Raw genomic sequence first — 16,402 nt, 5'->3', positions numbered from 1 at the left:
GGAAGGATCAGGATAGCGTTTCCATCACTTCGTCGGAAATCTCGTAGTTGCCCCAGACGGTCTGGACGTCGTCGTCTTCCTCGAGAGTGTCGACCAGCTTCATCAGCGTGCCCACCGTGTCGGCATCGACGTCGACGGTGAGGTTGGGCTTCCAGGCCAGCTTCACGCCTTCGGCCTCGCCGAGGACCTTTTCGAGTTCGCGCGCGACTTCGTGGAGCGCATCGACCGAGACCCAGATCTGGTGGCTGCCCGGATTCTCGTCGCCGTCGCCCATGTCGCTCTGGACGTCGTCGGCACCGGCCTCGATCGCGGCCTCGAGGACCTTGTCCTCGTCACCCACGGTGCCGGGGTACTCGATCAGGCCGAGGCGCTCGAAGCCGTGGCTCACCGCGCCGCTCGCGCCCAGGTTGCCGCCGTTCTTGGCAAACGCGGTGCGCACGTTGGTGGCGGTGCGGTTGCGGTTGTCGGTCAAGGCCTCGACGATGATCGCGATGCCGCCGGGGCCGTAGCCCTCGTAGCGGATTTCCTCGTAGTTCTCGGCGTCGCCCTTGCTTGCCTTGTCGATCGCGCGCTGGATGTTGTCCTTTGGCATCGACTGCGCCTTGGCGGCGTTGACCGCTGCGCGCAGGCGCGGGTTCATGTCCGGATCTGGCATGCCCATCTTGGCCGCAACGGTGATTTCGCGGCTCAGCTTGCTGAACTGCGCAGAGCGCTTCTTGTCCTGTGCACCCTTGCGATGCATGATGTTCTTGAATTTGGAATGGCCTGCCATGGGTCCGCTCGCTGCCTGCCCGCCGGCTGCCTTACGGGGTAAGGCGTGGCGGGTCCGATGAATGAAGTGGCGCGGCCCTTACAACAGGGCGGCACCCGAGGGCAACTGCCGCTCTCCTCCCGCCGCGCAAGGGCGACAACGAATTGGCAAGCAAAGCGCGGCTAACGAAGGCCATGGCGACGCAAATCGATACTCCCGCTCCGGCCGTGCCGATCCTGCACGAACTGGCGGCGTTCCTGAAACGCCCGGCGGTGCTGGCACCCTGGGGGCTGCGGCACCGTAATGCCTGGAGCGCGCTGGGCCTGCTCGGCGCGCTCCACGTGGGCGGGCTGCTGCTGGTGATCCTGCCGCTGATAAGCCTGTGGCAGAGCCGCTTCGCCCTGCCCCTGCCCGATGCCTTCGGCAAGCTGCCGGGCGGATGGCTGCTGCCGATCACGGTGATCGCCGCGCCGCTCCTGGAGGAGACGATCTTTCGCGGCTGGCAGACGGGGCGGCCGCGCGCACTGTGGCTGCTGGGGTGCTTCGCGGCATTCGTCGCGCTGGTGCTCGTGGCCCGGGCGCTCGCCCCGCTCGTCCTCGCGGGACTGCTGGTGGCGATCGTGGTCGCGGCGGCGGGCGGCTGGTGGTGGCTGCGACGCGACGAGGCACCGGCGGCGTACCGGGCGGCCTATCCTGCGGTGTTCTGGGTGGTGGCGGTGCTGTTCGCCGGGGTGCACCTGACGAACTACCCGACGACCTCGCTGCTGTCCCTGCCGATGGTCCTGCCGCAGCTCTGGGCGGCGGTGCTGCTGGGATTCACCCGGCAGCGGATCGGGCTGCCCGCCTCGATCCTGCAGCATGCCCTCGCCAATGCCGCCAGCATGGCGCTGGTGATGGCGGGCGGCTGAAATCCTTGCTGTTTGGCAGGCGCTGGCGGAGGGATAGCCGCCCCCTCCCCGTCGACTGCGTCGACAGGGAGGAATCAAGGGCTTCAGTCGATGCCCAGGGCCGACTTGTAGGTGTCGAGCAGCATGTCCATCTCGCGGCGGTCGTCGGGCTTCATCTTACGGATGCGGACGATCTGGCGCATGATCTTGACGTCGTAGCCGACCGCCTTGGCCTCGTTGTAGACGTCGCGGATGTCGTCCGAGATGCCCTTCTTTTCCTCTTCGAGGCGCTCGACGCGCTCGATCAGCAGGCGCAGGCGATCGTCGGTGGTTTCGGCCATTGGGGTAGGTGCTCCGGTGATAGGCGTGAATCAGTTGGCGGGCTGATAGCGAGGCCGGGGGATTCGGGCAAAGCACCGGCCTGTGGAAATCATGTGGAGCGTTTGCGCCGCCGTCGTCCCGGACCTGATCCGGGGGGCGGGGCGTACCCTCGGGGACGTCAATGCCCCGGCGCGTTCTTCTTCACGCTCTCTTCCATGCGCGCGATCTGCTCGGGAGTCGCCTCGGACTGGTACTGCGCCTTCCATTCGTCGAAAGGCATGCCGTGGATCGCCGCCCGCGCTTGCGCCCGGTCGCCTGCGAAGCCGGCATCGCGAATCCAGTCGGCCAGGCAGTTGCGGCAGAAGCCGGCAAGGCCCATCAGGTCGATGTTCTGGGCATCGTGGCGGTGCTGCAAGTGGCGCACCAGCCGGCGGAACGCAGCGGCGGCAACCTCGTCGTCGAGCGCGTCAATCGGATCACTATCGTTCATACTGGGCCAATCGTCCTTGGTTTGTAATGCCGCCTTTGCCATATGACCCCCCGTTCCCGAAAGAGGCAGACAGCATCTTGGCCCATACCGCACCAGGCACCACCCCTACCGCCACCGTCCCCTATCGCCGCTCGCCGCACCATCGCGGCATCAAGCGCCAGCGCAAGGTGAAGATACTGGCGACGCTCGGCCCCGCCAGCCGCGACAGGGAGACGATCGCCAAACTGCTCAAGGCCGGCGCCGACGCGTTCCGCGTCAACATGAGCCACGGCGACCACGACACCCACCGTGAAACGATCGCCAACATCCGCGCGGTGGAGAAGGATCTCGGCCGCCCCGTCGCCATCCTGTGCGACCTGCAGGGCCCCAAGCTGCGCGTCGGCACGTTCGAGGGCGGCAAGGCCTTCATCCGCCACAGCGCCCACTTCACGCTCGACCGGGACCCTGCACCGGGCAACGACGAACGCGTCTGCCTGCCCCATCCGGAACTGTTCGGCATCCTCAGGAAGGGCCAGCGCCTGCTGATCGACGACGGCAAGCTGCGCCTCGTCGTCATCCGCGCGGAGCCCGATGCGATCCTGTGCAGCGCCGAGGTCGGCGGGCCGATCTCCGACCGCAAGGGTGTCAACATCCCCGACGCCATCGTCCCCGTCCCGGCGCTGACCGACAAGGACCGCCGCGACCTCGCCTTCGCGGTGGAACAGGGCGCCGACTGGATCGGCCTCTCGTTCGTCCAGCGTCCCGAGGACGTCGCCGAGGCGCGCCGCCTGTCGGGCGGTCACGGTGCGATCATGGCCAAGATCGAGAAGCCGGCGGCGGTCGACAGCCTCGACGAGATCATCGAGCTGTCGGACGGCATCATGGTCGCGCGCGGCGATCTCGGGGTCGAACTGCTGCCCGAGGAAGTGCCCCCGATCCAGAAGCACATCATCGAGAAGACCCGCGCCCAGGGCAAGCCGGTGGTGGTGGCGACGCAGATGCTGGAATCGATGATTACCAGCCCCTCGCCCACCCGCGCCGAAGTGTCCGACGTCGCCAACGCGGTCTACGACGGCGCCGACGCGGTGATGCTCTCGGCCGAGACGGCGGCGGGCCAGTGGCCGGTCGAGGCGGTGACGATCATGGACCGCATCGCCAGCAAGGTCGAAAGCGACCCCACCTACCGCCAGCGCATCCACATCGCCCAGACCCCGCCCGACGCCACCAGCGCCGACGCGCTCTCCGAGGCCTGCGCGCAGATCGCCGACACGCTGACGATCGAGGGCATCATCGTCTTCACCGGCTCGGGCATCTCGGCCCGCCGCGTCGCGCGCGAGCGTCCGGCGGCACCGATGCTGGTGCTGACCCCCTCGCAGAAGACCGCGCGACGCCTCGCCCTGCTGTGGGGCACGCACTGCGTCACCACCCGCGACATCGGCAGCTTCGAGGAGATGATCGCGAAGGGCAAGCGCATGGCCCTGCGCCACGGCTTCGGCGCCGCCGGCTCGCGGCTGGTGACACTGGCGGGCGTGCCGTTCGGGGTGCCGGGTTCCACCAACCTGCTGCACATCGTGACGCTGACGGGGAACGAGCTGGATACGTAAAACGGCGCCGTCATCCCGGACCCGATCCGGGATGACGGGGGCCTTCTGCGAAGCGGCGCCTTAACCCCGCGCGCCGAACAGCGCGCTGCCGACGCGCACGTGCGTCGCGCCCAGCAGGACGGCGGTTTCGAAGTCCTCGCTCATGCCCATGCTGAGCTGCGCCAGCCCGTTGTCGGCGGCGAGCTTGGCCAGCAGGGCGAAGAACGGCGCCGCCTCGATCCCGGCGGGGGGCACGCACATCAGGCCGACGACGGGAATCCCCGCCTCGCGCGCCGAGGCCAGCAGCGCCGGCACTTCGGCGATCGGGCAGCCGCCCTTCTGCTCTTCGGCGCCGATGTTGACCTGCACGAAGCAGGGCACGCGGCGCCCCGCCTTGTCCATCGCCTTGCCGAGCGCCGTCACCAGCGAAGGCCGGTCGAGCCCGTGGATGCAGTCGAACAGCGCGACCGCGTCCTCCGCCTTGTTCGACTGGAGCTGGCCGACGAGGTGCAGTTCCACGTCGGGGAAAGCCTCGCGCAGGGCAGGCCACTTGTCCTGCGCTTCCTGCACGCGGTTCTCGCCGAACACACGCTGGCCGGCGGCGAGCAGCGGCGTGATCACCTCGGCGGGGTGGGTCTTGGAAATGGCCACGAGCCGGACCGCCTGGGGCTCGCGCCCGGCGATGCGGGCGGAGGCGGCGATGCGGGCGCGGACGGCTTCGAGGGGAGATGCTGGCTGATCCATGGCGCGCTGCTATAGCGTCCCGGTGAAGATCCGCCAGCCGTCCGTTCCCCTGCTGTGGCTCGTCAGCGATGCTCGCAACGATGCGCGGATCGAGCGCGCGCTGGCGCGCCTGCCGCGCGGCTCCGGGCTGGTATTCCGCCACTATCACCTGCCCCGGCACGAGCGCCGGGCGCGGTTCGAGGCATGCGCGCGGGTGGCCCGGCGGTTCGGACATGTCGTGGTGCTGTCGGGCGATGCGCGGGCGGCGCGGGACTGGCGCGCGCACGGAGCCTATGGCTCGCCGGAGCGGCTGGCGAGAGGCCCCGACGTGCTGCGGCTGGCGACGGTGCACTCTCTGCGCGAGCTGGCGCGGGCGCATCGGGCGCGGGCGGATGCGGTTCTGATATCGCCGGCCTTCGCCACCGCCTCGCATCCCGGCGGCCGCGCGCTGGGGTCGGTGCGGTGGAAGCTGCTGGCGGCGCGGGCGCAAGTGCCGGCGATCGCGCTGGGCGGGATGACCGCGCGGCGGGCGCGGGCTTTGGGCGCGGCGCGGTGGGCCGCGATCGGGGCGCTCTCCCACGCATCGTCGTCGCGGACCTGATCCGGGAGGACGGAGTGCGCGCAGCGGCCTCCACAGCCGCGTTCCCGATCCATTCTTGACGCGGAGTCCCCCTCCGCCGCATAATCGGGGCCGAACCCCCAAGGGAATTTCTACAATGGCTACTCGGCCCATCGCGCCCGGTCGGCGAATCGCCAAGCCGGACTGGCGCGCCGTCCTGAAGCGCTCGCTGCGCCGCGCCGGCGAGCTGTCGGGCGCTCTCGCGCTGTTCGCCGCGATGGTGTTCCTGGCGCTGGCGCTGGTGAGCTACCACCAGACCGACCCGTCGACCTCCACCGCGGCGGGCGGCGACGTGCAGAACTGGATGGGCCCGACCGGCGCCTGGACCGCCGAGCGCGCGCTGTTCCTGTTCGGCCCGGTCTCGGCGCTGCTGGTGCCCATGCTCTACGTCTTCGGCCGCAAGTTGTGGCTGCTGGTGGAGGAGGACGATGGCGAGATCGAGCATTCCGACCAGCGCTGGTGGATGCCGTTCGGCGTCCTGGCGCTGGCGATGCTGCTGATCTCGACCGTGCTGTCGCTGTGGTTCACCAAGCCGGGCGGCACCCTGCCCGCTTCCAGCGGCGGCATCCTGGGCCTGCTGGGCGCCAAGGGCATCGCCGCCATTGCCGGGCTCGCCCCCGAAATCGCCCGGAACTGGATCAAGCTCGCCCTCGCGCTGGTGTGCCTGGGCGCGGGGGTCATGCTTGCCGGCCGCGTCTTCGCGCTCGACTGGGTGCGCCTGCTGACGCTGCCGGGCCGCATCGGCCGCCTGCCACGCGGCCTCCCCGCGCCCGAGGACGCACCCTCGCGCCCGGCCCGCGAACCGAAGGACACCGCCCGCGCCGAGGCCGCCCCGCGCGTCGCCGAAATGCCGTCCGCGCCCGCGCCGGCTTCGGACAAGCCGCGCAAGGCGCCCGAGATCGCCGACCCCAAGGTCTCCGCCACCCCGGCGCAAGTCGGCTTCGGCAATCGCCAGAAGGACCTGTTCGACAAGTACGAGCTGCCGAGCCTCGACCTGCTCGAGGACCCCAAGCCCAATTCGCAGCCCAAGATCGACAAGCTCAGCCTGGAGCGCAACGCGCGCCTGCTCGAAACCGTGCTCGACGATTTCAACGTCAAGGGCGAGATCACCGCCGTGCGCACCGGCCCGGTCGTCACCATGTACGAACTGGAGCCCGCCCCCGGCATCAAGGCCAGCCGGGTGATCGGCCTGGCCGACGACATCGCCCGCAACATGAGCGCGATCTCGGCGCGCGTCTCCTCGATACCGGGGCGCACGGTCATGGGCATCGAACTGCCCAACGCCGACCGCCAGATGGTCTCGTTCAAGGAAATGGTCGCCTCCGAGGCTTTCGCCAGCCACAAGGGCATGCTGCCGATCATCCTGGGCAAGGACATCGCCGGCGAGCCGGTGGTGGCCGATCTCGCGACGATGCCTCACCTGCTGGTCGCGGGTACGACCGGCTCGGGCAAGTCCGTGGGGCTCAACGCGATCCTGCTGTCGCTGCTCTATCGCCTGACGCCCGCGCAGTGCCGCCTGATCCTCGTCGATCCCAAGGTCCTCGAACTCAAGAGCTACGACGACATCCCGCACTTGCTCTCGCCGGTGGTGACCGAGCCGCCCAAGGCGATCCGCGCGCTCAAGTGGGCGGTCGAGGAGATGGAGCGGCGCTATCGCATGATGAGCGAAATCTCCGTGCGCAACCTCGCCAGCTTCAACGAGAAGGTGCGTACCGCCGCCGCCAAGGGCAAGCCGCTGGGCCGCCGCATCCAGATCGGCTTCGATCCCGATACCGGCGAGGAACTCTACGAGGATCGCCAGCTCGACTACGAGGCGCTGCCGCAGATCGTGCTGATCGTCGACGAGCTGGCCGACCTCATGGTGACCGTCGGCAAGGAGATCGAAGTGCTGATCCAGCGCCTGTCGCAAAAGAGCCGCGCGGCGGGCATCCACCTCATCATGGCGACGCAGCGTCCCTCGGTCGACGTCATCACCGGCGTCATCAAGGCCAACCTGCCGACCCGCGTGTCCTTCGCCGTCACCAGCCGCATCGACAGCCGCACGATCCTGGGCGAACAGGGTGCCGAACAGCTGCTGGGCAAGGGCGACATGCTCTACAAGCCCAGCTCCGACCCGATCAAGCGCGTCCACGGCCCCTTCGTCTCGGACGAGGAAGTCGAGGAAGTGGCGACCCACTGGCGCGGCCAGGGCAAGCCGGACTACGTCGATGCCGTCACCGAGGAGCCCGAGGAAGGCAGCTTCGGCTTCGACGACCTCGACGCGACGGCGTCCGACGCGCCGGACGAGCGCAAGTACCGCCAGGTCTGCCACCTCGTGTTCGAAAACCAGAAGGTCTCGGTCTCGTGGCTGCAGCGCCAGATGGGGGTGGGCTACAACACCGCCGCCAAGTGGGTGGAGCGCATGGAGAACGACGGCTTCGTCGGCCCCGCCAACCACGTCGGCCGGCGCGACATCTACCGCGACGAGAACGGCAACCCGCTGTGACGTCCGCGACGGTCAAATGGGCGGCGGCGCTGTGCGCCTGTGCCGCCACGCCGGTCGTCGCCGATACGGCGACGCCCGATACGGCCATCGCGGCGGGGAACTGGGTCAAGGTGTTTTCGCTCGACGTCGAGCGCGCGCTGGGCCGCAGCACCCGCATCGACACCACCAGCGTCGTCGCCGGCGGGATCGGCCGCACGTTCCGCGAGGCGCAGGTCATGCTCAACGCCAGCGGGCGCTATGCGCGCGGCAGCACTGCCTTCCTGGCGCGCAGCGTCGATTGCCGCGGCAGCCGCGTGGTGACGACGCAGTGGCGCGTCATCGGCCCGACCGGCACCGTGCTGGGCACCTCGACGGGCGTGGGCACGGTCGGCCGCGTGGAGTGGGATTCGGAAGACGGCAAAGTGCTGCGCTACGTCTGCCGGGGCATCCTGCCGCGTTGATCGCGGCGCAGTGGTCCATGGCGAGGTTTCGCCTCGAGTTTTTGCCCATGGTCCCGGATCAGGCCCGGGGCGACGGATCGCGGCCGGCGCCCAATGGATGGTTGGTCTGCGCGGCTCGGCCCTCTAAGGTGGCCGGGCGCCAATCGCCGAAACGTATCTCCGAAGGGTCTTGATGGAAGAACATGCACAGGATTTCCTGCTGCGGGACGGGTTCCTGCTGCTGGGCACGGCACTTATCTTCGTGCTGGTGTTCCGGCGGCTGGGGCTGGGCGCGACGCTGGGGTTCCTCCTGTCGGGCGCCGTGCTGGGGCCCTATGTCCTCGACCTGATCGGTGATCCCGAGAGCAAGCTGGGCATCGCCGAGCTGGGCATCACCCTGCTGCTGTTCATCGTCGGCCTCGAACTGGCGCCCGCGCGGCTGTGGCGGATGCGGCACGAGATCTTCGGGCTCGGCCTGCTGCAGGTGACGCTGTGCGGGCTGGCGGTGACGGGCGTGATCTACCTTTTCACTGGCTTCAGCCTCCAGGCCTCGCTGGCGCTGGGCCTGCCGCTGGGCCTGTCGTCGACCGCGCAGGTCCTGCCGATGCTGCAGAGCGCCGGGCGGCTGCATACCCCGTTCGGCGAGCGCTCCTTCGCGATCCTGCTGTTCCAGGACCTCTCGATCATCCCGCTCATCACGATCATCGCGGCGATGAACCGCAACCCCGCCCTGCCCGCCGGCCCTCCGGGCTGGGTGCTGGGGCTGGAGACGGTGGCCGCGATCGCCGGGCTGATCCTCGCCGGCCGCTTCGCCATCCGCCCGCTGTTCCGCCTGATCGGCAACCTGGGCGAGCGCGAGATGTTCGTCTTCGCCGCGCTGTTCACGGTGATCGCCAGCGCCGCGCTGATGCAGGCGCTAGGGCTCTCTACCGCACTGGGCGCCTTCATCGCCGGCGTCATGCTGGCCGACAGCCCCTATCGCCACGAACTGGAAGCCGACGTCGAGCCGTTCCGCTCGATCCTGCTGGGCCTGTTCTTCATGTCGGTGGGCATGATGCTCGACCTGTCGGCCATCGCCGAGCGGCCGCTGTTCGTGATCGCGATGGCGCTGACGCTGATCGCGGTGAAGTCCTCGATCATCTTCGGGCTGGGCCTGGCCTTCCGCATGGAGTGGCGCAGCGCCCTGGCGCTCGGCCTGCTGCTGAGCCAGGGCGGCGAATTCGCCTTCGTCCTCTTCGCGCAGGCCAGCAACGCCATGCTGGTGGACGGCGGCGCCACCAGCCTGTTCAGCGCCATCGTCACGCTGTCGATGGTCACCACCCCGTTCCTGATGATGGCCACCCGCCGCATCCGCGAACGTCCCGCGAGCACCGAACGGCGCGAGGAGCCGCAGGACGACGGCGCCAACGCGCTCGTCGTCGGCTACGGCCGCTTCGGCCAGACGGTCGCCCAGATGCTGATCGCCGCCGACATCGAAGTGACGCTGATCGACACCGACATCGAGATGATCGACGTCGCCAGCGGCTTCGGCGCCAAGGTCTACTTCGGCGACGGCACCCGCATCGACCTGCTGCGCCAGGCCGGAGCCGCCGAAGCCGAGCTGATCGTCTTCTGCATCGACGGCGACCAGTTGAGCGAGGCCTTCGTCCACGCCGTCCACCGGGCCTTCCCGCGCGCGGAAATCCACGCCCGCGTGTACGACCGCCGCGCGCTGCTGCGCCTCAAGGACGCGCCGGTCAGGTCGATGGCGCGCGAGGTGATGGAATCGGCAGTGGTCCTGGCACGGCGCGCGCTGGAAGGGCTCGGCGTCTCGCTGGAGGACATCAAGCGCGCCGAGGACACCTACCGCGTGCGCGACCGCGAGCGGCTCTCGGCACAGTCGGAGTCGGGGGACCTGCGCACCGGCCGCGACCATATCCTGACGCAGCCGACCCGCGAGCCGCGAGGAAATTGACGCGACAGGTTCGCGCGACCAACGCAGGCAGCGCAGCGGGATGGATGGACCCTGAGACAAGTTCGGGATGACGGGATTGCCAAGTGTTCATTCCCTCACCCCATGAACGGCGCGGCGACGTCGGCCGGCACGCGCATCAGGCGGCCAGAGGCGATGTCGATCATCGCCCAGGTGGTCCTGGCCGAGACGATGACCTTTCCGGCGGCATTGCGGAAATCCACCCGCCGGTCGAAGCGGGCGCCACTGGGGCCTTCGGGGATGAAGGTCTCGCCCGTCACGCTCTCGCCCTCGGCGATGTTGCCGCGGTAGTCGATCTCGTGGCGCGTCACGAGCCAGGCGTATTTCGCCTGATGCTCGGCCGGGGCGACGGCCGCCCAGTGCGCGCCCGCCATGGCTTCCATCCACTGCACCCAGACCGCGTTGTTGACGTGGCCCATGACGTCGATGTCATGGGCCTGCGCCGTGAAGACCAGGGTGAAGTGCCGGGTCGCCATCAGCCCTGCCCGCTCACCCCTCGACGCCGAGCTGCCACAGGATGAAGGCGAATTCCTCGGCGGTCTCCTTCAGGCTTTCGAACCGACCGGACTTGCCGCCGTGGCCGGCGCCCATGTTGGTCTTGAGGATCAGCTCGTTGCCGTCGGTCTTCACCTCGCGCAGCTTGGCGACCCACTTGGCGGGCTCCCAGTAAGTCACGCGCGGGTCGTTGAGGCCGGCGGTGACCATCAGCGGGGGATAGGCCTGCGCCTTGACCTGGTCGTAGGGGCTGTAGCTCAGGATCAGGTCGAAGGCCGCCTTGTCCTCGATCGGGTTGCCCCATTCGGGCCATTCGCCGGGCGTCAGCGGCAGGCTGTCGTCGAGCATGGTGTGGAGCACGTCGACGAAGGGAACGTGCGCCACCACCGCGCCGAACAGCTCGGGGTCGGAGTTGATGACCGCCCCCATCAGCTCGCCGCCGGCCGAACCGCCCGAGATGCTGATCTGGCCCGCGGTGGTGAAGCCGCGCTCGATCAGGCCCTTCGCCACGTCGACGAAGTCGTTGAAGGTATTGGTGCGCCGCTCCAGCTTGCCGGCCTTGTACCAGGCGCGGCCCATGTCGTCGCCGCCCCGGATATGGGCGATGGCATAGGCGAAGCCGCGATCGACGAGGCTGAGGCGCGTGGTCGAGAAGCCGGGGTCGATGCTGATGCCGTAGGCACCGTAGCCGTAGAGGTGCAGCGGGCCCGCCCCCCCGACGGTTTCCGCCCGGTCCTTGCGATAGACGATCGAGACGGGGATGGCGGTGCCGTCGCGCGCGGCGATCTCCAGCCGCTCCGTCGCATAGAGCGAGGCGTCGTAGCCCGAGGGGATTTCCTGGACCTTGAGCGTTTCGAGCGTGCGCGCGGCCACGTCATAGTCGAGCACCGAGGACGGCGCGACCATCGATTCGTAAGTGAGCCGCAGCGTCGTCACATGCCATTCGGGGTTGTTCGAAAGGCCGGCCGAATAGCTCGCCTCGGGGAAGGCGATCGGCTCGATGCGGGTGGGATCGTCGTAGTAGCGCACCTGGATCTGGTCGAGCCCGGCAAGGCGGCCCTCGATCACGTAGAAGTCGCGGAACAGGTCGGCGCCCAGCAGGTAGAATTCGTCCGAACCCTCGATCAGCGTGGTCCATTCGCCCGGGTTGGCGAGCGGCGCGGTGGCGAGGCGGAAGTTCTCGTGGGTGTCGTTGGTGTGGATGTAGAGCACGTCCTCGCGCTCGTCGACGTCGTACTCGACGCCCTTGGCGCGGGGCTTGACGAGGATCTGCTCGCCCAGCGGGTCGGCGGCGAGGACCATGCGGCATTCGCTGGTCTCGTGGTCGCTGGTGCCGATCAGCAGCCACTTCTCGTTCGCGGTCAGCGAGGAGCCGACGCGGAAGCCCTCGTCGTCCTCGTGGTAGAGTTCGACGTCGCTCTCGATCAGCTGGCCCAGCCAGTGCAGGCGGGCATTGTCGGTGCGCCACTGCTCGTTGGCGAGCGAGTAGACCAGGCCGGTGTCGTTCGCGACCCAGACGAGCCCGGACAGGGTGCCGGGGATCTCGTCGTCCAGCAGTTCGCCGGTTTCGAGGTTCTTGATCCGCGCGGTGAAGCGTTCCGAGCCGTTGTCGTCGATCGCATAGGCCAGCAGCTTGCCGTTGGCGCTTGTCGAGATCGCGCCCAGGCGGAAGTATTCCTTGCCCTCGGCCAGCGCCACTTCGTCGAGGATCAGCTCGTCCGGCCCGCCGGCGACGGGCTTGCGCCACCACTTCTTGTATTCGGCGCCGTCCTCGAACTCGATCCAGTAGAGCCAGTCGCCGTCCTTCTGGGGAACCGAGGTGTCGGCTTCCTTGATGCGGCCGCGCATTTCGGTGAACAGCGCTTCGATCCGCCCCTGGTGCGGCGCCATGCGCGCCTCGAACCAGGCGTTCTCGGCCTCGAGGTGGGCGAGGACTTCCTTGTCGGTCACTTCGGGATAGCCGGCATCGCGCAGCCAGGCGTAGTCGTCGGTCACGGTCACGCCGTGGTGGGTGATCGAATGCGGCTTCTTTGCCGCCAGCGGGGGACCGATGAGGGTCTGGGTGAGATCTGCCATGGCGTGCATTTAGGGTCTGCGCGGGAAGAGGTGAAGGCGGCGTTTGAAAAATGCTTCGCGCGGATACGCGCAGAAGAAAGGGCAGGCAGGGTTCACTAAGGCGCGAAGACGCCACGAGGTCGCGCAGCGCCGCAGGCCTTGTTCCGATCCGGCGCTACCCCATTCGCAAGGTCGGGACGCGAAAGGCGGCCTTGCGCCTTCTGCATGACGAAGTCCCATGTTCCTCTCCGCGCCTCCGCGCGAAACCGGCAACCGCCCCGCCCCGGCTTTCCCTCGAGCCGCACAACCACTATGTTCCCCCCATACTTCCAAAACGCCGGATGCCCGCATATGCTGATGAACACCCACGAAGCCCGCCTCGACGCCTTGCGCAAGGAACTGAAGGCGCGCGGCCTCGATGGCTTCGTGATCCCGATCTCCGACGAGCACATGAGCGAATACGTCGGGGGCTATGCCCAGCGGCTCGAATGGCTGACCGGCTTCGGTGGCTCGGCCGGCACTGCCGTGGTGCTGACCGACCCCACGCTCATCCCCGCGGCGGCGATGTTCGTCGACGGGCGCTATACCCTCCAGGTGCGCGACCAGGTCGACGGGCGGCTCTACGCCTACGAAGGCGTGCCGCAGACCACCATCGCCGCGTGGCTCGGCACCCATGCCCCGGCCGGTGCGAAGATCGGCTACGATGCCTGGCTGCACGGGTCGACGTGGGCGCAGGGCGTCGAGAAGGCGCTTGCCGCGAAGGGCGGCGCGCTCGTCGCGGTCGCGGGCAATCCGGTCGACGCCGTGTGGCAGGACCGCCCGGCCCCCTCGCCCGCCCCGGCGCTCGTCCATCCCGATCGCTTCACCGGCCAGTCGAGCGAGGCCAAGCGCGCCGCCGTCTCCGAGTGGCTGGCGAGCCGGAACCTCGACGCGGTGGTCATCACCGCGCTCGATTCGATCGCCTGGCTGCTCAACATCCGCGGCACCGACGTGGAGCGCACCCCGGTCGCGCTGTCCTACGTGATCGCGCGGAGCAACGGCACCGCCGACTTGTTCATCGCCCCCGAAAAAGTGACCGACGAACTGCGCCGGCACCTCGGCAACGCGGTGAGCATACGCCCGCGCGACGCCTTCGTCGCCGGCCTGCGCGACCTGGCCGGCAAGCGCGTGGCCGTCGATCCCGAGCGCGCGGTCAGCGCGATCTTCACCGAACTGCGCAATGCCCACACCACGGTGGTCGAGGAGCGCGATCCCACGGTCCTGCCCAAGGCCGTCAAGAACCCGGTCGAGCAGCAGGGCCAGCGCGACGCCCAGGCACGCGACGGCGCGGCGGTCTCGCGCTTCCTCCACTGGCTCGCGGTCGAGGCGCCGAAGGGCGAGGTCACCGAGATGTCCGCGGCCGACCGCCTGCAGGCCTGCCGCCAGGATTGCGGCGACTTGCGCGACCTCTCGTTCGACACGATCTCGGGCGCTGGGCCCAACGGCGCCATCGTCCACTACCGCGTCTCGGAGGAGACCAACCGCACGTTGCAGCCCAATTCGGTCTACCTCGTGGATTCGGGCGGCCAGTATCCGGACGGCACCACCGACATCACCCGCACCGTCTGGGTCGGCCCCGATGCGCCCGGCCCGGAAGTGAAGGACCGCTTCACCCGCGTCCTCAAGGGCCACATCGCCATCGCCATGGCCGTGTTCCCCAAGGGCACCGCCGGCAGCCAGCTCGACGTGCTGGCGCGCTTCGCGCTGTGGCAGGCCGGGCTCGACTACGCGCACGGCACCGGCCACGGCGTCGGCAGCTTCCTGTCGGTCCACGAAGGCCCCCAGCGCATCGCCAAGTCGGCAGGCGGGCAGGCCGGAACCGACCAGGCGCTGCTCCCGGGCATGATCGTCTCCAACGAGCCGGGCTACTACAAGACCGGCGAATACGGCATCCGCATCGAGAACCTCGTCCTCGTGGAGCCGCGTTCGATCGACGGCTCCGACGGCGAGTACTTCGGTTTCGAGACGCTCACCCACGTGCCGATCGAGCGCCACCTGGTGGACATGGCGCTGCTGACGAAAGCCGAGATCGCCTGGTGGAACGCCTATCATGCCCGCGTCCTGCAGATCGTCGGCCCGCAGCTGGAAGGTCCCGCAAAGGCCTGGCTCGAAGCCCAGTGCGCGTCGTTGTGACATGACCCTGGCCCGCGATCTCCGGACGTTCCCGATCCACCTCGGCCTCGGCGGCAGGGCCTCGGCCCAGCCCGCCTTCACCGGCATGGAATGGTACGAGGCCTATGCGCAGCGCGCCGCGGCGGACGGGGTCGAGGGCCGGCTGGTCTCGATGTACGACTTCACTTCGGACTGGGAGGTGTGGGAAATGCACCCCGCCGGCGACGAGGTGGTGGTCTGCCTCTCGGGCGAGATCACGCTGATCCAGGAACTTCCCGACGGGGCGCTGCACTCCGAGACGCTGGGTGCGGGCCAGTACCTCGTCAACCCGGCCGGGACGTGGCACACCGCCAACGTCCCCGTCGCGGCCAGCGCACTGTTCGTGACCGCCGGGATCGGGACGGAGCATCGGGCGCGCTGAAGGCCCCTCCACCGCCTTCCCATCGCGTGCCGCCAGAGGGGTGCGCCAGAGGGGTGCGCCAGAGGGGGGCACCAGAGGGGGGCACCAGCCCCCAGGGCTGACGGAGTGGCCCGAAACCCCACATGAACGCGCTTTCCCCGATGTGACAATTGGCGACAATAATCGCCGCTTCCGGCACAACTGCGCGACAACAAGCCCCTAGAAGCGTTGTCAGAGAGCCGCGGGGCAGTTCTTTCCCCTCCTTTTACCCGCCTTGCGGTTCTCAGCCATTTTCGGGACACGAGAAACGCCATGATGACCACGATGAAGAAACTGACGCTCGGCCTTTCGGCCGCCGCGCTCGCCATCGGCGGAGTCGCCTGCGCACAGGCCCCCGCCACCCCGCCCCACGACCGCCCCGGCCATGACCGGCCCAGGATCGACGCCAACGGCGACGGCACCGTCACCCGCGCCGAGGCCCAGGCCGCCGCGACCGCGATGTTCGCCCGGCTCGACGTCGACAAGGACGGCAAGCTCGACCAGGCCGATCGCGACCTCGGCCGCCAGCAGATGCGCGACAGGATGTTCGCGCGGCTCGACGCCAATGGCGACGGCTCGATCTCCAAGGCCGAGTTCTCCGCCGAAAAGGGCCCGGACGCGCGCGGCCCCGGCATGGACGGCCCTCCGCCTCCGGGGGGACCGGGCGAGGATGCCCCCCCGCCGCCGCCCCCGGGCCAGGATGGCCCCGACAAGGCCGGACATGGCCCCGACGGTCGCGGCGATCACGACAGGCATGGCGGTCGCGGCGGGCACGGCTTCGGCAGGGGCGGTCACGGCGGCATGATGGCGATGGCCCGCGATGCCGACGCGAACAAGGACGGCGCCATCAGCCAGGCCGAATTCATGGCCGCCGCGATGAAGCGCTTCGACGCCGAGGACACCAACCACGACGGCCAGGTCACCAAGGCCGAGCGCGAGGCCGCCCACGCGGCGAAGAAGGCCCGGTGGGACGCCCGCAAGGCCGACAAGAAAGCTGACAAGAAGCCGTCGAACTGACACTAGGGCGCGGTGA

The 16,402-nt window shown here is 69.0% G+C and carries 15 protein-coding genes; 9 read left to right on the top strand and 6 right to left on the bottom strand.

The window, feature by feature from the left end:
* Nucleotides 1-7 precede the first annotated feature (7 nt).
* Nucleotides 8-772 (bottom strand): YebC/PmpR family DNA-binding transcriptional regulator, encoded by a 765-nt coding sequence (locus ACFFDA_RS24045; protein ID WP_404479783.1) that lies wholly within the window; start codon nt 770-772, stop codon nt 8-10.
* A gap of 173 nt (nt 773-945) precedes the next feature.
* Between ACFFDA_RS24045 and ACFFDA_RS24040 the strand changes: the two genes are divergently transcribed.
* Nucleotides 946-1,659 (top strand): CPBP family intramembrane glutamate endopeptidase, encoded by a 714-nt coding sequence (locus ACFFDA_RS24040; protein WP_404479782.1) that lies wholly within the window; start codon nt 946-948, stop codon nt 1,657-1,659.
* Nucleotides 1,660-1,742: 83 nt separating this feature from the next.
* Here the strand turns inward: ACFFDA_RS24040 and ACFFDA_RS24035 are convergent, their stop codons facing one another.
* Nucleotides 1,743-1,979 (bottom strand): DUF2312 domain-containing protein, encoded by a 237-nt coding sequence (locus ACFFDA_RS24035; protein ID WP_007679276.1) that lies wholly within the window; start codon nt 1,977-1,979, stop codon nt 1,743-1,745.
* 158 nt (nt 1,980-2,137) lie between these two features.
* Nucleotides 2,138-2,449 carry a DUF1244 domain-containing protein gene (locus tag ACFFDA_RS24030; protein WP_404479781.1) on the bottom strand — a complete coding sequence of 104 codons (312 nt, stop codon included), beginning with the start codon at nt 2,447-2,449 and terminating at the stop codon, nt 2,138-2,140.
* 149 nt (nt 2,450-2,598) lie between these two features.
* On the opposite strand from ACFFDA_RS24030, the gene pyk reads away from it, so the two are divergent.
* Nucleotides 2,599-4,032 (top strand): pyruvate kinase, encoded by a 1,434-nt coding sequence (gene pyk, locus ACFFDA_RS24025; protein ID WP_404482863.1) that lies wholly within the window; start codon nt 2,599-2,601, stop codon nt 4,030-4,032.
* A 60-nt stretch (nt 4,033-4,092) separates the two neighbouring features.
* Here pyk and ACFFDA_RS24020 read toward each other — a convergent pair whose 3' ends face one another.
* The gene (locus ACFFDA_RS24020) at nt 4,093-4,755 is read right to left on the bottom strand and encodes a YggS family pyridoxal phosphate-dependent enzyme (RefSeq protein ID WP_404479780.1); all 663 of its coding nucleotides are present in this window, start codon (nt 4,753-4,755) and stop codon (nt 4,093-4,095) included.
* Between ACFFDA_RS24020 and ACFFDA_RS24015 the strand changes: the two genes are divergently transcribed.
* From ACFFDA_RS24015 to ACFFDA_RS24000, 4 genes are all read left to right on the top strand, one after another.
* Nucleotides 4,754-5,335: a thiamine phosphate synthase gene (locus ACFFDA_RS24015; RefSeq protein ID WP_404479779.1), complete on the top strand. Its 582-nt coding sequence runs from the start codon at nt 4,754-4,756 to the stop codon at nt 5,333-5,335. The two genes, ACFFDA_RS24020 and ACFFDA_RS24015, sit on opposite strands and share 2 nt — an antisense overlap.
* 115 nt (nt 5,336-5,450) lie before the next feature.
* Nucleotides 5,451-7,838: a DNA translocase FtsK gene (locus ACFFDA_RS24010; protein ID WP_404479778.1), complete on the top strand. Its 2,388-nt coding sequence runs from the start codon at nt 5,451-5,453 to the stop codon at nt 7,836-7,838.
* Nucleotides 7,835-8,278: a hypothetical protein gene (locus ACFFDA_RS24005; protein ID WP_404479777.1), complete on the top strand. Its 444-nt coding sequence runs from the start codon at nt 7,835-7,837 to the stop codon at nt 8,276-8,278. The genes ACFFDA_RS24010 and ACFFDA_RS24005 overlap by 4 nt, the downstream gene beginning before the upstream one ends.
* A 172-nt stretch (nt 8,279-8,450) precedes the next feature.
* Nucleotides 8,451-10,211, top strand: coding sequence for a cation:proton antiporter (locus ACFFDA_RS24000; protein WP_404479776.1), 1,761 nt, complete (start codon nt 8,451-8,453; stop codon nt 10,209-10,211).
* A 95-nt stretch (nt 10,212-10,306) separates the two neighbouring features.
* Here ACFFDA_RS24000 and ACFFDA_RS23995 read toward each other — a convergent pair whose 3' ends face one another.
* Nucleotides 10,307-10,705, bottom strand: a complete 399-nt coding sequence (locus tag ACFFDA_RS23995) for an acyl-CoA thioesterase (protein ID WP_404479775.1) — start codon at nt 10,703-10,705, stop codon at nt 10,307-10,309.
* Between the two features lie 13 nt (nt 10,706-10,718).
* A complete protein-coding gene (locus ACFFDA_RS23990; protein WP_404479774.1) occupies nt 10,719-12,800 on the bottom strand; it encodes a S9 family peptidase in 2,082 nt (693 codons plus the stop codon).
* 330 nt (nt 12,801-13,130) lie between these two features.
* On the opposite strand from ACFFDA_RS23990, the gene ACFFDA_RS23985 reads away from it, so the two are divergent.
* The 3 genes from ACFFDA_RS23985 to ACFFDA_RS23975 all read left to right on the top strand — a co-directional run bounded on the left by ACFFDA_RS23985 (nt 13,131) and on the right by ACFFDA_RS23975 (nt 16,386).
* On the top strand, nt 13,131-14,951 hold the full coding sequence (locus ACFFDA_RS23985; protein WP_404479773.1) for an aminopeptidase P family protein: 1,821 nt from the start codon (nt 13,131-13,133) through the stop codon (nt 14,949-14,951).
* Between the two features lies 1 nt (nt 14,952).
* Nucleotides 14,953-15,351: a cupin gene (locus ACFFDA_RS23980; RefSeq protein ID WP_404479772.1), complete on the top strand. Its 399-nt coding sequence runs from the start codon at nt 14,953-14,955 to the stop codon at nt 15,349-15,351.
* A gap of 291 nt (nt 15,352-15,642) precedes the next feature.
* Nucleotides 15,643-16,386 (top strand): hypothetical protein, encoded by a 744-nt coding sequence (locus tag ACFFDA_RS23975; RefSeq protein WP_404479771.1) that lies wholly within the window; start codon nt 15,643-15,645, stop codon nt 16,384-16,386.
* The last annotated feature ends 16 nt before the right edge of the window (nt 16,387-16,402 follow it).

The sequence above is a fragment of the Novosphingobium sp. BL-52-GroH genome (assembly GCF_044813085.1).
GTDB lineage: Bacteria > Pseudomonadota > Alphaproteobacteria > Sphingomonadales > Sphingomonadaceae > Novosphingobium.
The sequence above is the reverse complement of the archived record's forward strand: the minus strand, read 5'-3'. Positions and strand labels throughout refer to the sequence as shown.

Coding starts and splice junctions, on each gene's coding strand:
- ACFFDA_RS24030 (WP_404479781.1), bottom strand. CDS start 2,449: ATGAACGATAGTGATCCGATTGACGCGCTCGACGACGAGGTTGCCGCC.
- ACFFDA_RS24020 (WP_404479780.1), bottom strand. CDS start 4,755: ATGGATCAGCCAGCATCTCCCCTCGAAGCCGTCCGCGCCCGCATCGCC.
- ACFFDA_RS24040 (WP_404479782.1), top strand. CDS start 946: ATGGCGACGCAAATCGATACTCCCGCTCCGGCCGTGCCGATCCTGCAC.
- ACFFDA_RS23995 (WP_404479775.1), bottom strand. CDS start 10,705: ATGGCGACCCGGCACTTCACCCTGGTCTTCACGGCGCAGGCCCATGAC.
- ACFFDA_RS23985 (WP_404479773.1), top strand. CDS start 13,131: ATGCTGATGAACACCCACGAAGCCCGCCTCGACGCCTTGCGCAAGGAA.
- ACFFDA_RS24015 (WP_404479779.1), top strand. CDS start 4,754: ATGGCGCGCTGCTATAGCGTCCCGGTGAAGATCCGCCAGCCGTCCGTT.
- ACFFDA_RS24045 (WP_404479783.1), bottom strand. CDS start 772: ATGGCAGGCCATTCCAAATTCAAGAACATCATGCATCGCAAGGGTGCA.
- ACFFDA_RS23990 (WP_404479774.1), bottom strand. CDS start 12,800: ATGGCAGATCTCACCCAGACCCTCATCGGTCCCCCGCTGGCGGCAAAG.
- ACFFDA_RS24010 (WP_404479778.1), top strand. CDS start 5,451: ATGGCTACTCGGCCCATCGCGCCCGGTCGGCGAATCGCCAAGCCGGAC.
- ACFFDA_RS24000 (WP_404479776.1), top strand. CDS start 8,451: ATGGAAGAACATGCACAGGATTTCCTGCTGCGGGACGGGTTCCTGCTG.
- ACFFDA_RS23980 (WP_404479772.1), top strand. CDS start 14,953: ATGACCCTGGCCCGCGATCTCCGGACGTTCCCGATCCACCTCGGCCTC.
- ACFFDA_RS23975 (WP_404479771.1), top strand. CDS start 15,643: ATGATGACCACGATGAAGAAACTGACGCTCGGCCTTTCGGCCGCCGCG.
- ACFFDA_RS24035 (WP_007679276.1), bottom strand. CDS start 1,979: ATGGCCGAAACCACCGACGATCGCCTGCGCCTGCTGATCGAGCGCGTC.